This window comes from Rhodococcus sp. I2R (assembly GCF_020889545.1).
GTDB lineage: Bacteria > Actinomycetota > Actinomycetes > Mycobacteriales > Mycobacteriaceae > Rhodococcoides.
The window spans coordinates 190,046-205,546 of the sequence record NZ_JAHUTG010000002.1 but is presented as its reverse complement, the minus strand read 5'-3'; the positions used below and the strand labels follow the sequence as shown (position 1 = coordinate 205,546).

At 63.9% G+C, this 15,501-nt stretch carries 14 protein-coding genes; 3 read left to right on the top strand and 11 right to left on the bottom strand.

What is annotated here, in order from left to right; genetic code table 11:
- Positions 1-39 precede the first annotated feature (39 nt).
- From KVY23_RS02645 to KVY23_RS02635, 3 genes are read right to left on the bottom strand one after another with little or no spacing between them, the layout of a single operon-like run.
- Positions 40-888 carry a sugar phosphate isomerase/epimerase gene (locus KVY23_RS02645; protein WP_230555197.1) on the bottom strand — a complete coding sequence of 283 codons (849 nt, stop codon included), beginning with the start codon at positions 886-888 and terminating at the stop codon, positions 40-42.
- A 4-nt stretch (positions 889-892) separates the two neighbouring features.
- Positions 893-2,002 carry a hypothetical protein gene (locus tag KVY23_RS02640; RefSeq protein WP_230555196.1) on the bottom strand — a complete coding sequence of 370 codons (1,110 nt, stop codon included), beginning with the start codon at positions 2,000-2,002 and terminating at the stop codon, positions 893-895.
- Complete coding sequence (locus tag KVY23_RS02635) at positions 1,999-2,952, bottom strand: Ppx/GppA phosphatase family protein (protein ID WP_230555195.1); 954 nt, start codon at positions 2,950-2,952, stop codon at positions 1,999-2,001. The genes KVY23_RS02640 and KVY23_RS02635 overlap by 4 nt, the downstream gene beginning before the upstream one ends.
- 33 nt (positions 2,953-2,985) lie before the next feature.
- On the opposite strand from KVY23_RS02635, the gene KVY23_RS02630 reads away from it, so the two are divergent.
- Complete coding sequence (locus tag KVY23_RS02630; RefSeq protein ID WP_230555194.1) at positions 2,986-3,786, top strand: hypothetical protein; 801 nt, start codon at positions 2,986-2,988, stop codon at positions 3,784-3,786.
- A gap of 19 nt (positions 3,787-3,805) precedes the next feature.
- Here KVY23_RS02630 and KVY23_RS02625 read toward each other — a convergent pair whose 3' ends face one another.
- The 4 genes from KVY23_RS02625 to KVY23_RS02610 form a co-directional block, all read right to left on the bottom strand.
- Positions 3,806-4,495, bottom strand: coding sequence for a response regulator transcription factor (locus KVY23_RS02625; RefSeq protein ID WP_230555193.1), 690 nt, complete (start codon positions 4,493-4,495; stop codon positions 3,806-3,808).
- Positions 4,496-4,523: 28 nt separating this feature from the next.
- Positions 4,524-5,699, bottom strand: a complete 1,176-nt coding sequence (locus KVY23_RS02620; protein ID WP_230555192.1) for a cell wall metabolism sensor histidine kinase WalK — start codon at positions 5,697-5,699, stop codon at positions 4,524-4,526.
- Positions 5,700-5,816: 117 nt separating this feature from the next.
- Positions 5,817-6,578 carry a phosphoglyceromutase gene (locus KVY23_RS02615; RefSeq protein ID WP_230555191.1) on the bottom strand — a complete coding sequence of 254 codons (762 nt, stop codon included), beginning with the start codon at positions 6,576-6,578 and terminating at the stop codon, positions 5,817-5,819.
- Between the two features lie 37 nt (positions 6,579-6,615).
- The gene (locus KVY23_RS02610) at positions 6,616-7,764 is read right to left on the bottom strand and encodes a low temperature requirement protein A (protein WP_230555276.1); all 1,149 of its coding nucleotides are present in this window, start codon (positions 7,762-7,764) and stop codon (positions 6,616-6,618) included.
- A 1,084-nt stretch (positions 7,765-8,848) separates the two neighbouring features.
- Between KVY23_RS02610 and KVY23_RS02605 the strand changes: the two genes are divergently transcribed.
- Both KVY23_RS02605 and KVY23_RS02600 read left to right on the top strand, forming a co-directional pair.
- Complete coding sequence (locus KVY23_RS02605) at positions 8,849-9,094, top strand: AbrB/MazE/SpoVT family DNA-binding domain-containing protein (RefSeq protein WP_230555190.1); 246 nt, start codon at positions 8,849-8,851, stop codon at positions 9,092-9,094.
- Complete coding sequence (locus KVY23_RS02600) at positions 9,091-9,477, top strand: type II toxin-antitoxin system VapC family toxin (RefSeq protein WP_075839185.1); 387 nt, start codon at positions 9,091-9,093, stop codon at positions 9,475-9,477. Before KVY23_RS02605 ends, KVY23_RS02600 begins: the two co-directional genes overlap by 4 nt.
- Positions 9,478-9,788: 311 nt before the next feature.
- Here KVY23_RS02600 and KVY23_RS02595 read toward each other — a convergent pair whose 3' ends face one another.
- The 4 genes from KVY23_RS02595 to KVY23_RS02580 form a co-directional block, all read right to left on the bottom strand.
- Positions 9,789-11,378: an AMP-binding protein gene (locus tag KVY23_RS02595; protein WP_230555189.1), complete on the bottom strand. Its 1,590-nt coding sequence runs from the start codon at positions 11,376-11,378 to the stop codon at positions 9,789-9,791.
- Between the two features lie 124 nt (positions 11,379-11,502).
- The gene (locus KVY23_RS02590; RefSeq protein ID WP_230555188.1) at positions 11,503-12,792 is read right to left on the bottom strand and encodes an ABC transporter permease; all 1,290 of its coding nucleotides are present in this window, start codon (positions 12,790-12,792) and stop codon (positions 11,503-11,505) included.
- A complete protein-coding gene (locus KVY23_RS02585) occupies positions 12,789-14,006 on the bottom strand; it encodes an ABC transporter permease (protein ID WP_230555187.1) in 1,218 nt (405 codons plus the stop codon). The genes KVY23_RS02590 and KVY23_RS02585 overlap by 4 nt, the downstream gene beginning before the upstream one ends.
- On the bottom strand, positions 13,999-15,498 hold the full coding sequence (locus tag KVY23_RS02580; protein ID WP_230555186.1) for an ABC transporter ATP-binding protein: 1,500 nt from the start codon (positions 15,496-15,498) through the stop codon (positions 13,999-14,001). The genes KVY23_RS02585 and KVY23_RS02580 overlap by 8 nt, the downstream gene beginning before the upstream one ends.
- Positions 15,499-15,501: the final 3 nt, after the last annotated feature.

Here is a 15,501-nt window from a genome sequence, read left to right as displayed (position 1 = left end):
AAAGACTTTAGCGCATCGAAGAACGTGCCCCGCCAAGCGTCAGTTCAAATACTCCCGAGCAAAAGCCAGAGCCTGCCCGAGCATCGACGCGCGCTCGGCGAGCGTGCGCGCGTTCTGAGTGTTGATCTCGACCACTGCTTGCCCGGTGAATCCACGTCGCTTCAGCTCCGTACACACCTCGGCGCACGGCTGATTGCCGTGGCCGGGTATGAGGTGCTCGTCCACCGACGCTCCCCTACCGTCCGCGAGATGCAGGTGGGCCAACCCGTCGCCCATGCGGTTCATCATCTCCACCGCATCCGAACCCGCGGTTGCGGTGTGCGAGAGGTCGAGCGTGTAGTGGGCGTGACCGGAATCGGTCGGGTCGTAGGACGGCGCGAAAGCGGACACTGCCGCACCCGGGCCGCCTCGTTTGCGCAACCTCGCCGCCGATCCCTCCTTTCGCCCGAAGAATCGGTCGGCGCGCATGGGGAACATGTTCTCGACGGCCACGACGACATCCGACCGGTCCTCGAGCTCCGCTACCTGCTCGCCGAAGCCTTCGGCGTACTTCTTCTGCCACCGAAACGGTGGATGAATGACGACAGTGCCCGCACCGAGCTTCTCGGCCGCCTGCACCGACCGTTCGAGCTTCGCGGCCGGATCGGCACCCCACACTCGCTGCGAGATCAGCAGACAGGGCGCATGGATGGCCTGGACCGGAACACCGAACTTGCGCGCCATCGCGGCGACTGCGCCGACATCCTGACTGACCGACTCCGCCCACACCATCAACTCGACACCGTCGTATCCGAGTTCTGCGGCGTAGCGAAAAGCGGCCTCGGTGTTCTGCGGATATACCGAGGCCGTGGACAGCCCTACCGCAACGCGACCATCCTTGTTCGCCACCCGATCAGCCTGTGCTCAACTGGAACGCCAACGGCCCCAGGGTGACGAACACGCCGACGACGATCGCAATCACCATGCTGAACATGTCGTCGGTCCGACGCAGAATTCGCACCATTGCAACCAGCCCGACGATCACCAGGACGGCCAGAATCAACGCGACCCAAGGCAGCATGTCCCAGAGTCGCTCGAAACCCTTGAAGAGCAGCGCGCCCACGACAACCGCGATCACACCCTGGCCCAGCAGCGCGAGCCACTGCTTGACGGCATCCTTCCTGCCCGCCCGGCTACCGTCCGATTTCTCTGCTTCCGGTTCGGCTTCGGGTTCGGGATCCGTGACGGCTTCGACAACGGCAGTGGCGTCGTCGGCGGTCTTGTCCTCGCTGTCGCTGTCGCTTTCGGCGGCGGGGGCGGGGGCGGGGGCGGGGGCGGGGGCGATCGTGGCGGCAGGAGCGATTGTGGTGGCAGCATCGTCGGCGTCCGCCGAGACCGCGACCGCCGGCTTCTCGATCTCGAGGCTCTCGGTCTTCGGTGACTCCGCCTTCGGCGACTCGGTCTTCGGCGACTCGGTCTTCACCGACTCGGGGCCAGCCGATTCCGCCTGATCGGGCGCCCGGCCAACTTCCGTTTCCTTGCTCACATCGGTCCGCTGAGTACGCGGCCGCGGTACGAACCCCGTACTACGGGGTGAACGCTCGGGCTTCTCGTCCGGCCCACGGCGCGTGGCCGCGGGGACGGGACGCTGCGCCGCGGCACGCTGCTCGGTCTGATCGTGCGACTGATTCAGCAGGTCACCTGCCGCCGTCGTCGAGCCCGACAACAACTCGGGCTCGCTGAATCCAGTGGACCCGGTAACGGGCGACTGCCCAGCCTTCGGCGCGGCCTTGGGTGCGGCCTTGGGTGCGGGATCGGCGATCACCGGCGCCTCGTCCGAGGCTGGATCGGCTCGAACCACCGGGATTTCACCGGTCAACTCGGCGACCGAGATTCCACCCTTGACGCCACGCCTGCGACGTCCACCCGAACTGGCGGCAGTCGTCTTCTGACCGTTACGCGCCAACAACTCGGCAACGGAAATCTGCCCGGAGTCCTCCGGGTTGGAGTTGTTCTCGGTCATGTCGAACGCACCACCAGATCGCTGTCCGATTCAGTGTCCAGCTTCCGCAAAATCAAACCTTCCCTCAGCGCCCACGGGCAGATCTCGATCGTATCGATCGACAGCGCTCGCATACTCGCTTCCGCCACCAGCGCCCCGGCCACCAATTGCGGCGAGCGGTCGGCGCTGACTCCTTCCAATTCTGCACGGTCCGAGGCCGTCATCCGCGAAATGAACGCAATGAGTTGCCGCAAACCGTCCGCCGTCAGCGTTCTGGTCACTCTCGGGCCGGCGGCCGACGGGGCGGCACCGGTCAGTCTCGCGAGCGACCGGAATGTCTTGGACGTGCCCACAGCGCGATCCGGATCACCCGCCGACAAGATCTCCTTCGCCGGCGTCGCGAGCTCGGCGTCGAGCCAATCCCGCAGCACCGCGACGCGTCGCTTGCCGGGCGGGTCGGCGTCGAGCCAGTCCCTGGTCAGGCGGCCTGCACCGAGCTGAAGCGAAAACGCGGCATCGGGGTCCTCATCGCTGCCCGAGGTGAGTTCGAGAGACCCGCCGCCGATGTCGAGATTGAGAATGCGCCCGGCGCTCCACCCATACCAACGCCGAACTGCGAGGAACGTCAGACGGGCCTCGTCAACGCCCGACAACGTCTGCAGGGTCACCCCCGTCTCGGTTCCCACGCGCTCCAAAACTGCGTCACTGTTGTGTGCGTCACGTACCGCCGAGGTCGCGAACGCCATCAGCTCTTCACAACCGGACTTTCTGGCGATCGTGGCGAAGTCACCGACCTCGCCCACCAGGCGGTCTGCACCTGCACGGGTGATGTTGCCGGCAGCATCGGTGTTCTCCGACAGCCGCAATGTGGCCTTCGAAGAGCTCATGGGTGTGGGATGCCCACCTCGGTGGGCATCGACCACCAACAGATGCACTGTGTTGCTTCCGACGTCGAGCACCCCTAATCGCACAGGTCCACGGTACTGGGTCTAGCGTCGTCTCTTGTGACAGCAGGTGGTAAAGCGCAGACGTTCGCTTCAGAGGTAGAACTGAACTTCCCCCGAGAATGGGTGGAGTTCCCCGATCCGGACAACTCCGAGCACATCATTTCGGCGGACCTGACATGGCTGCTGTCGAATTGGACGTGTGTGTTCGGCACACTTGCCTGCCAGGGCACCGTCGAGGGACGTCCCGACGACGGATGCTGCTCGCACGGCGCCTTCCTCTCCGACGACGACGACAAGAAGAAACTCGACGCGTCCGTCAAGATGCTCACCGCCGAGGACTGGCAGCTGATGCCCAAGGGGCTGGGCAAGAAGGGATACGTCGAGTACGACGATCTCGACGACGAGCAGTCGCTCCGGACACGTCGCTACAAGGGTGCGTGCATCTTCCAGAACCGTCCCGGGTTTGCCGGCGGAATCGGCTGCGCGCTGCACTCGATGGCTCTGCGGAAGGGCATCGAGCCGCTCGAGGTCAAGCCCGACGTGTGCTGGCAGCTGCCGATCCGCCGAACCCAGGACTGGGTGACCCGGCCGGACGGCACGGAGATCCTCAAGACCACCATCGGCGAATACGACCGCCGAGGATGGGGCGAGGGCGGCCACGATCTTGACTGGTACTGCTCGGGTTCCCCTGATGCCCATGTCGGCAGCAAGCAGGTGTTCGAGTCGTACAAGCCGGAGCTGACGGAGCTACTCGGCAGAGCGGCTTACGACGAGTTGGCATCGTTGTGCAAGCGTCGACGCGGGCTCGGGCTCATCGCTGTCCACCCTGCTACCCGCGAGGCCCAGCGCACCAAGTAAGCGGCTTCGCCGCATGTGCCTAACCCTCCAGTTTGTAGCCCAACCCGCGGACAGTCACGAGGTGCTCCGGCTTCGCTGGGTCGGACTCGATCTTCGAGCGGAGCCGCTTGACGTGCACGTCGAGGGTCTTGGTGTCGCCGACGTAATCGGCGCCCCACACTCGATCGATCAACTGCCCACGCGTCAGCACGCGACCCGAGTTCCGGAGCAGGTACTCGAGGAGGTCGAACTCCTTGAGCGGCAAAGTGATCTGCTTGGAGTCGACCATCACCACATGCCGTTCGACGTCCATCCGAACCGGTCCAGCTTCCAACACACCGGAATCGGCCACGCCATCGAGTTCGGCGTCGCTGCCCCGCCGCAGCACTGCGCGGATACGGGCGATGAGTTCACGCGCCGAGTACGGCTTGGTGACGTAGTCATCCGCGCCGAGTTCGAGACCGACGACCTTGTCGATTTCGCTGTCGCGTGCGGTCACCATGATCACAGGAACGCCAGAGCGGGCACGTAGCTGCTTGCAGACGTCGGTTCCGCTCATACCGGGGAGCATCAGATCGAGGAGGACGATATCCGCTCCGGCGCGATCGAACTCGGCGAGCGCCGACGGCCCGTCGCCGACGATGGTGGCTTCGAACCCCTCCTTTCGCAACAGAAAGGCAAGGGGATCTGCCAACGACTCTTCGTCTTCGACGATCAACACGTTGGTCACTGCAGTTCTCCGGTCGCCGAAGTTCGTGTCACTGTTGTTCTCCTTCTGACGACGCGAGGTCGTCTTCTTCGAAATACGCAGGAATCTGCAGAGTGAAAGTGGATCCGGTGCCGAGCTTGCTCCACAGCGAGATGGTCCCGTTGTGGTTGGCTGCGACGTGTTTCGCGATGGCGAGCCCTAGGCCGGTGCCACCCGTGGCCCTCGAGCGTGCTTTGTCCACCCGGAAGAATCGTTCGAAGACCCGCTCCTGGTCCTCTTTGGCGATGCCGATGCCCCGGTCGGTGACGGCGAACGCGACGAATTCCCCGCGGAGCGCGCGGCTGACAGAAACCGGAGACCCATCCGAGGAATACGCGATGGCATTCTGGATGAGGTTGGCGAGCGCGGTGACCAGGAGCGCCTGGTCCCCCAGCACCTCCAGGCCGCTGGGATGGTCGGTAGTGACCGTGATGCCGGCGTTCTCGGCCGCGAGTTTCGATCGATCGAGGGCCTCGTTGACGACTGTGTCGACATCGACGACTTCGAGATCGGGCAGCTTCTCGGCACCTTGCAGTCTCGAGAGTGCGATCAGTTCTGTCACCATGTTGCCCAGGCGCTTGGACTCGGCGACGACCTTTCCACCGAAATGTCTGACGGAGACCGGGTCCTCGGCTGATTCGAGCAACGCTTCGGCGAGCAGGCTCATCGCGCCTACTGGCGTCTTCAGTTCGTGGCTGACGTTGGCGACGAAATCGCGACGGGTCGCTTCCATCCGGACCTGTTCCGAATCGTCGTCGGCGAAAAGCACCACGAAGCGTTCGTCCTGTTTGCTCAGCATCCGTGCCACGCATCGCACCGCCATCCGATCCCGGCTGGTGGTCAGACGTACATCTCTCGAACTGATGTCCACCTCGACCGGATGCCCGTCGGCGAGAACCTTCTGCGCAGCCTCCCAGGCGCGATCCTCGATGAGTCGGTTGTGCACCAGACCGAGTTCCTCGGCGCGGGGGTTGGACAGCACCACGTCGTGGTGCCGGTCGACAACGGCGATCCCGCTTTCCGAAGCCAGGATGATCAGGTCCAGGACCTGCGACATCGTCAGACCCGAGGACGCCTGACGCCGCTCGGAATGCCGTGTTGCGAGGTACGGGATAAGAACACTGCCGACGAGGTATCCCCCGAAGGCGGCGGCGATAGCCAGTAGTACGGCCGATGCAACACTCACACCGGAATCGTACGTTCGATGGACAGCTCACATACGCAGGGTGCAGGCATTTCCCTGGTGGTCATAGTCCCCGTCGGCAGTGTTCTTCGAGCGTTCACCTGAAGTTGGGCGGAACCCCTACTTGGCGCCCTGGTTCGCCACCGCCGCCGCGCCGGCTGCTGCGGCCTCCGGGTCGAGGTAGGTGCCGCCGGGGTTCGACGGGACGAGCTTGCCGCCTGCGCCGCCCTCGGTGAAGTCGTACTGCAGCGGGATGCCCGTCGGGATGTTCAGGCCGGCGATATCGGCGTCGGAGATCTCGTCGAGGTACTTCACCAGCGCACGCAGCGAGTTGCCGTGGGCCGCGACGATGACGTTCTTGCCCGCCTTCAAGTCCGCGACGATGGCATCCTCGAAATACGGGATGAGGCGGTCGACGACATCCTTCAGGCATTCGGTGAGCGGGACTGCGGGCAGATCCGCGTAGCGCGGGTCGGCGTCCTGGCTGTACTCCGAGCCTGCCTCGATGGTGGGCGGAGGGGTGTCGTAACTGCGACGCCACAGCATGAACTGCTCGTCGCCGAACTTGTCCTTGGTCTCGGCCTTGTTCAGACCCTGCAGCGCACCGTAGTGACGCTCGTTGAGACGCCAGTCCCGGACGACGGGGATCCAGTGCCGGTCAGCAGCGTCGAGTGCCAGGTTCGCGGTGTTGATCGCACGCCGCAGCAGCGAGGTGTACAGCACGTCGGGCAGCACACCCGCCTCGGCGAGCAACACACCGGCTCGCTTACCCTCCGCCTCACCCTTCTCGGTGAGGCGGACGTCGACCCACCCGGTGAACTGGTTGGACGCATTCCATTCGCTCTCGCCGTGACGAAGCAGGATCAAAGTTCCGATACTCATGGGGAAAGTTTCTCACGTGGCCGGGTCGTCTTCCTTCTCAGCCGGGCTGCGTCGCAGCGGCGTGCGCATCGGTCGTCGGCTGGCGAACCACGAGCACGACGACGATGAGTGTGATGACGATGGCTGTCAGCGCGAAGGGAATCGGGATGAGCGGATCGAGGAGTACCAAGACCGCGCCGACAGGAACGACCGTGTTGACGACGCGGTCCGCGTTGTCCTTGATGGCGATGTACCAGACGCCGAGGACGAAGATGGCGATCGGAACGGTCACCGTGAACGACGCCGCCAGGTCCCCGAGCTGGCTGTGATCGGTGAGTACATCGATCTCCACCTCGACGCCGGCCGAGAAGGCGCCCGCTGCGGCGAATATGAAGTAGTGCGCGTATCCGTATTTGAGCGAACTGCCCAGGTCCGAGATCGCTGCGTGATGCGGTGGCCAGAAGTAGATCCACCACAGACCTGCTGTCACCACTAGAGCAAGGACCGCCAGTGTGATCAGAGGAAGGAGGGCCGTATCGCCGCGCAGAGCTTCGATGATGACATTCGCAGATGCGAGCAGGCTCTCACCGAGAAGGATGATCGTGAACAGGCCGTACCGCTCGGTGATGTGATGCGCGTGCCAGGGAGTCGTACCCTTTCTCTCCGCGATGACCGGAACGGAGAGTTCGACGAGGGCGAGGACGACGAATCCCAGAATCTGTGCCGGACCTTCCGGAATCAGAAGCCACAGCAACCACAGCACCTGCACGCCCGCAATGCCGGCCGCGTAGGTCAATGCAGTCTTCTTGTGCTCCGGCGATCTCGATGCGCGCAGCCACTGTGTGACCATCGCGAAACGCATGACGACGTAACCGACAACCACGATGACGAAGTTCGAATCGGTGAACGCCGGCCCGATACCGGCGGCCAGGACGAGCACACCCGCCATCTGAACGACCGTCAGGACGCGGTAGAGCCAGTCGTCGGTGTCGAACGAGGTGGCGAACCACGTGAAGTTCATCCATGCCCACCAGATGGCGAAGAACACCAACATGTAGCTCAGCAGGCCGTCGACTATGTGGTTTTCGGTGAGTGCATGGTGCAGCTCGACCGCGGCGGTAGCGACCGCGATCACGATGACGAGGTCGAAGAACAGCTCCAGCGGGCTCGCGGATCGCCCCTGCTCCTCGGGGTCGCGCGGACGCATCGGTATCAGACGAAAACGCGTGTTCGACGTGGTTGAGTTCACGACGCAGACGATAAACACCTTCGGCGCAGTTGTCGCGTGTTGTGCGAATCTTGTCGGTCCAGTCGGGTGGAGCGACTCCGAGTCGGTTCACCAGTGTCACACGTCAAATACAGATTCCCGACGAATCCGCCGCTCCTCATCCCAAATCTGGGCATGCCGGTACGCGATGAACGCACCAACCCCGATGATGAACAACCCCAGCAGAACGAAGAACAGGCCCATCCCATTCTCGACGACATGCCAGACGAACAGCAACCGAGAGCAACAGCCAAAACACCGAACAACACACTCGCCAAACGCGCCCCACGCTCGGGCGTGCCCTGCCGCCCCACCCCACGCGGAATCTGCAACAACTTCCGCGCCCCCGGCGGAATATCACACTTCCCCGACGCCACAGAATGCAATATGCCGTTGTACACCAGGTCCCACATCGCCGGATGGCCCTGAATTCTTTTCAGGCTGACCGCATGAATCGATCGCCCACCCGAATCTTCCAACCCGATCGCGCGATCCGCGCCATTGGTCCCGGCCGAAATCCGCACCAAATCGTAGATTTCAACCCAGACGTCCTTCACCTGCAACCATTCCGCTCCGGCGGCGAACCACTGGTTCAGAGTTCCCTTTTCGAGCGGACCGTACCCAGGCGGTTCGGGGTGTGGCTTCCGAGGAGGGATGGTCGGTGTCTTTCGCGAAACAGATACTGATCGGGGCGCTGCTGGGGGGCGAGGCTCACCCGACACCGGATTGGGCCGAGGCGGTAGATCTGTCGAACTCCAGTCCGATGCCCACTCGGATGTCATTGTTCCGATGTGTAAATCGGCAGCGCGAGCCGACCGTCCGCCAGAACGCGGAGCTCGACGCTGATGTTGCCGGACCCATCACGTCCCGCCGCTGGTACGTGGTACGTCCGCGCGGACTCCCCCGGTCGCCCCATTTCCACCCCCGTGAAATCGAACCGATCGTAGCCGATCCATCCGACGCGCTCGAAGCACTTTGCTCGACGCGCATGGCACACTTCGGCACATGATGGCATACTTTTCTCATGAGTGTCACGGTGACGTTGGGAAAGCAAGGCAGGTTCGTCGTACCTGCCGATCTTCGGGCCGAGTTGGGTCTCAGCGAAGGCGACGTGCTGTCGGTTCAGCGAGTGGGCACGAGGTTGATCGTCGAGCGCCCATCCGATGCCGCACGCTCGATGCGCGGAATGCTCGCGGACCATTCGAACGGGCGATCACTGGTCGAGGAATTGCTGGCCGAGCGAATCAGTGAGGCCCAGGCCGATCGGTGACCATTCTGGACGCCTCGGCGGTGCTCGCTGTTCTCAACGACGAACCTGGGGCGGATGTCGTCGAACAGGCCATGTCGACTGGCGGCACGACCATGTCGTCGGCGAATCTCGCCGAGGTCTTGGGCAAGGTCGTCGACGTCGGCGGCGACGTGTCGGCGGTGACAAGCGCTCTGCGCGCGTCTGGGGTCGAGATCGTTCCGTTGGACGAAGCCGATGCGGCGGTCGTCGCGGCGCTCCGCGCCGTCGATGGCGGCAAGTCACTGTCACTGGGAGACCGATGCGCACTTGCCTTGGCGGCTCGGAGTCGGCCGCCAGTCGTACTGACGGCCGATCGCGCATGGGCGGACCTCGACCTTCCGCTCGAGGTCAAGCTGATCCGCTAGCCCAGAAGCACTGACTGACAATAAGACTCGGGCATCTCGGTTGCATCCCCCACGTGCCACGAGATTGCGCGCAGCTGCGGGTAGTCGGAGACTCGGACAGTTGGCGTGTCAGGGTTCCTCATCGCCCCTCCTGTGCGTCGGTTTGGAACCAAGGTTACGCCCGCACCCGCGCTCAGTGCGGCGGCTTATCCTTGAACCGGGCACTGTTCCAGTCGATCAAAATTGTCGCGGAATCGGTGTCACCGAGGCGCCCATCCGACGACAACGGCCCCCTTCCCGATTGTCGGGAAGGGGGCCGCGTCGAGAAAGATCTACTTGCCGGCTTCTGCGGCGCGCAGATCCTTTCGAAGAATCTTGCCTGCGGCCGACTTCGGCACGGTCGCGATGAACTCGACCTTGCGGACCTTCTTGTGCGGCGAGACGCGCTCGGAGACGAATGCCATCACGGCCGCCTCATCGAGCGAGGCGTTGTCCTGCAGCACGACGAACGCCTTGGGCACTTCCTCACCGTCCTCGTCATGGACGCCGATCACGGCAGCGTCGGCGATGTCGGGGTGCGTGAGCAGCAACGCCTCGAGCTCCGCGGGCGGAACCTGGTAGCCCTTGTACTTGATGAGTTCCTTGAGCCTGTCGACGATGTAGACGACGCCCTCGGAGTCCACGACGGCGATGTCGCCGGTGTGCAGGAATCCGTCGTCGTCGAGGGTCTCTGCCGTCGCGGTGGGGTTGTTGAGGTAGCCCGCCATGACGTTCGGTCCCTTCACCCAGAGCTCGCCCGGCTCGGACAGGCCTTCGGTGGGGAGGTCGATCTCGGCCTCGGTCGCCGGATCGACGAGCTTGTTGACGGTGTTGGCCAACGGCAGACCGACCGAACTGAGGGGAATATCGTCGCGGTCGAACGGGATGGCATGACTGACGGGGCTGAGTTCGCTCATTCCGTAGCCCTGACGCACCCGGGTGTTCAGCCGCGTCGCGACGGCTTTGCCCAGTTCCTCGTCGAGAGGCGCGGCACCGGAGAAGACGGTGTGGACGCTGGAGAGGTCGTACTGGTCGATGAGCGGGTGCTTTGCGAGTGCAAGCGCGACCGGCGGCGCGATGAACAGGTAGGTGAGCTTCTGGTCCTGGATGATGCGCAGGAATTCGGCCAGATCGAACTTCGGCATGGTCACCAGACGCGCACGCAGTTTGAGCGCGATGTTGAGCAGCACGGTCAGGCCGTAGATGTGGAAGAAGGGCAGCAGCGCGAGAACCGCGTCGTCGGAGTCGATGCCGACCCGCGGTTCCATCTGCGCGATGTTTGCGACTAGGTTGCGGTGCGTGAGGATGACGCCCTTGGGGACGCCGGTGGTTCCCGAGGAGTACGGGAGGACGGCGATCTGGGTTGCGGGGTCGAATGTCACCTCCGGTGCCGGTGCACCCTGGGTGAGCAGATCACGCAGATTGGGGTGTCCCTCGGCGCCGTCGAGCACGATGACGTGGTCGTCGGCAATGCCGGCCTTTTCTGCCGCGGCCTTGGCCTGCGGGTACAGCGGTGAGACGGTGAAGAGGAACTTCGCCCCCGAACCGGTGAGCTGCTTGGCGATGTCCTCAGCCGTGTAGAGAGCGTTGATGGTCGTCGCGGTGCCGCCGGCACGCAGAATGCCGTGCAATACCGAAGCGAACGCCGGGACGTTCGGCGAATGCAGCCCCACCACGTCGCCCAGCTCGAGCCCACGGGCAGCGAGGGCGCCGGCGATTGCGTTGATCTGCCCGATCAGAGTCTCGTACGTCGTGACCGCGCCCGAGGTGCCGTCGATCAGTGCGGGCTTGGCAAGATCGGAATCTGCGATGGACCCGAACAGGTAGTCGTAGATACTCAGGTTCGGAATCTCGACATCGGGGAAGGGGCTGTTGAAGCTCATTACTCTCCTTCGAACATGCAGCGGCAATATGGTGAAACCTTACAGTGAAAGCCATCACACCGGACAGGCACCTACCTACCTGCCGGTCAGTTCCCTTTCACCCCCGGCCGAACCAGGGCAGAAGTTACGATTTCACGTAGGGTTTGCCCGCAGCTGCCGGGGCGCGCACATGCCCCACCAAGCCTGCGACGGCGAAGATCGTCACCACGTACGGAAGCATCAGCATGAACTCGCTCGGCACCGGTGATCCGATGATGCCCAGCACGTTCTGCAGGTTGGACGCGAACCCGAACAGCAAGGCCGCCAACGTCGCTCGCACCGGGTCCCAGCGTCCGAAGATGACAGCGGCGAGTGCGATGTAGCCCGCACCGGCTGTCATTTCCTTGCCGAAGGATCCGACCGAGCCGAGGGTGAAGTACGCGCCGCCGAGCCCCGCGATCGCTCCGGCGAGGCAGACGTTCCAGAATCTGGTGCGCACCACATTGATACCGACGGTGTCGGCTGCCTGCGGGTGCTCACCCACGGCACGCAGCCGCAATCCCCACTTGCTGCGGAAGAGACCGAACCACACCAGTGCGACCGCGATGTACATCAGGTAGACGATCAACGTCTGCTGAAACAGAACTGGTCCGATGACGGGGATCTGCGAGAGGACCGGGATGTCGATGCGCCCGAATCGCGGTGGAGAGTTGAGGGTCTCGGAATTCTTCGTCAACACCACCGAGTAGAGGAAACTCGTCAATCCCACGATCAGCACGTTGAGCACGACGCCGACGATGACCTGGTTGACGAAGTACTTGATGGAGAACATCGCGAGCAGCAAGGCGGTCAGTGCTCCTGCGATCAGGGCGGCGAGCAGTGCGACGTAGGTGGATCCGGTCACCGACGCCACCACGGCGCTGACGAAGGCGCCGGAGAGCAGCTGCCCTTCGATGGCGATGTTGATGACTCCGACGCGCTCGGAGATCACCCCGCCCATCGCCCCGAAGATCAACGGGGTGCTCAGAGCGACGGCTCCGATCAGCAGTCCCGGCACTGGGATAGTGGCCCCCGCCGCGGCCCAGGTGAGGAACCCGAACACGAACAGCACGCCGTACACGGCCAGCAGCCATACGGGTGTGGACACACGCCGAAACACGTTCACTCCCGCGTACACGGTGATGATCGCCAGCAGCACCACCAGCACGATGCCCGTCGCGCGCGTCGGGACACCCACCGCGGGCAATGTCACGAAGTCGGTGCCGGTGGCGAGATCAAAGGTGGTGGTACCCGACTCGGCGCGGAGCACGAACAGAACCAGAGCCAACAGCGTCACGACGCCGAGGACGCCGGGAACCTTCCAGCTACGAGCGGGGGCCGATGCCTCGCTGTGCGCGGCAGGATGGTTCTCGGTGTGATTGTCGACGGCGGTCACAGCGCGCCTACCTTCGCGGTCTCGGGCCGGCCGGCACTGCCGGCGCCCGGTGGTGACAACCGAAACACCGCGCGAACGAGTGGCGGGGCAGCAATGAAGAGCACGATGACCGACTGCACCACGAGCACGATGTCGATCGGGATGCCTTCGGCCGCCTGCATCGCGAAGCCGCCTGCCTTGAACCCGCCGAACAGGATGCCCGCGAAGAACACTCCCCACGGCTTGGATCGGCCCAGCAGTGCCACGGTGATGGCGTCGAATCCGATTCCGGCGTCGATGTCGGCTCCGAACCCCGTCGTTACCGTGCCGAGCACCTGCGCAACTCCGGCGAGTCCGACCAGCGCGCCCGAAAGCACCATCGCGTACAAGTACATGCGGTTGACGTCGATACCGGCGATCTTCGACGCCTCGGGGTTCTCCCCGACGGCGCGGAAGCGGAAGCCGAGTGCTGATCGCTCCAGCAGCCACCACACACCCACCGTCGCGAAAATCACGAGGACGAAACCGAGATGGAGGTTGTACTGGTCGCCGAAGAGCTTCGGAAACACCGCCGTCGATTCCATCCCCGGGGTCTTCGGATTGTTCTGGCCAGGGGCTTGAAGGGCTCCCGGCGTCCGCAGCAGGTAGGCGACGAGGTAGAAGCCGATGTAGTTCAGCATGATCGTCACAATCACCTCGTGGGCGCCGGTGCGCGCCTTGAGAAGTCCGGCGATACCGCCCCACACGGCGCCGCCGATGACGCCCGCGGCGATCGCGAGGACGAGGTGCAGCCCGGCGGGCAGTTGGAAGGTGAATCCGACCCAGCCCGCACATGCTGCCGCGATGAGCATCTGCCCGCGTCCGCCGATGTTGAACATGCCGACCCGAAATGCCAGTGCCACACCGAGTCCGGCCACGATCAGCGGCGTCGCGAATGTCAGCGTCTCCATCAGCGGCCGGATGCCGTTCTCGAACCCTGGCCGGCGGAAGTTGTACACCGCCCCCTGGAAAAGGGACGAATAGGCGCCCGATACCGAATCCCACACGGCGAGAAGCATGTCCGACGGTCGCGAGAAGAAGTAGCCAGCGCTCTCCTGCACCTGCTCGTCGGTAACCGCGATGAGGACGGCGCCGACGAGTACCGCGAGCAGCACCGCGAGCACGGAGATGATGGCGTTGCCGGTGACGATCTGCCTCAGAACCTTGTGTGCTCGCGACGGCTGAGGCTCAGTCATGTTCTCCACCCATCATCATTCCGAGAACCTCGCGGGACGTCTGAGCCGGCACGATGCCGACGATGGTCCCCCGGTACATGACGGCAATGCGGTCGGCGAGGGCCGCGACCTCGTCGAGTTCGCTGGACACCACGATGACCGGGACACCCGAGTCCCGGGTCGCGACGATCCGCTTGTGTACGAATTCGATCGATCCGACGTCGATTCCGCGGGTCGGTTGCGAGGCCACGAACAGCCTCAGCTCTCGGCTCAGTTCGCGGGCGAGTACCACCTTCTGCTGATTTCCACCAGACAGCCGACCCACCGCGGTGTCGATTCCGGGGGCGCGGACGTCGAACTCCTGCACCTTCTCCACAGCGAACGTATCGAGGGTCTCCCGTTGGATAGCCCCGTGCCGCACGAAAGGCTCACCTGTCGATCTGTCCAACATCAGGTTCTCGGCGATCGAGAATTCGCCGACGAGGCCCTGGGTCTTGCGGTCCTCGGGGACGAAGCCGACGCCCGCCCGAAGCACTTCGTGCACCGAGGACCCGACGAGCGAGTTGCCGTCGAGAACGATGTCACCGGTCACCTGTTTGCGAGCGCCGAGAAGGGCCTCGACCAGTTCGCTCTGGCCGTTGCCCTGCACACCGGCGATGGCGAGAATTTCCCCGGCGTGCACGTCGAAGCTGACATCATCGACCACCTTGTGCCCGTTCGAGTCGAACACCGTCAGGTTCCGGACCTCGAGTGCTGTCCCGCCGGGTTGCGCCGGTTCCTTCGACACCGTGAGCTGCACGTCGCGTCCGACCATCAGCGCCGCGAGTTCGGCGTTGCTCGCGGACGGTTCCGCTTCGCCGACCACCTTGCCGAGCCGGATCACGGTGATCCGATCGGCCACCTCACGCACTTCACGCAGTTTGTGCGTGATGAAGACGATGGTGGTGCCCGACTCGGCCAGCTCACGCATGATTGCCATGAGGTCGTCGGTTTCCTGCGGGGTGAGTACCGCGGTGGGCTCGTCGAACACCAGCACTTCAGCGTCGCGTCCGATGGCCTTGATGATCTCGACGCGCTGCTGCACGCCGACGGGGAGATCCTCGACCTTGGCGTCGGGATCGAGCTCGAACCCGAACCGGGCAGATATCTCCCGCACCAACTTTCGAGCCGCGTCGAGATCGAGCCGGCCACCTGCACGGGTCGTCTCGTGGCCGAGGATGATGTTCTCCGCGACCGTGAACACCGGAATCAGCATGAAGTGCTGATGCACCATGCCGATTCCGGCGGTCATCGCATCTCCCGGGCCGGCGAAATGCTGCTGCACCCCGTCGAGAAGAATCTCGCCCTCCTCGGCCCGATAGAGGCCGCTGAGAACATTCATCAACGTCGACTTGCCGGCACCGTTCTCACCGAGCAAACAGTGGATCTCGCCCGATTCCACCACTAGATCGATCGAATCGTTGGCGACGAGAGATCCGAACCGCTTGGTGATGCCCCGCAGTTCGAGCTTCATGTA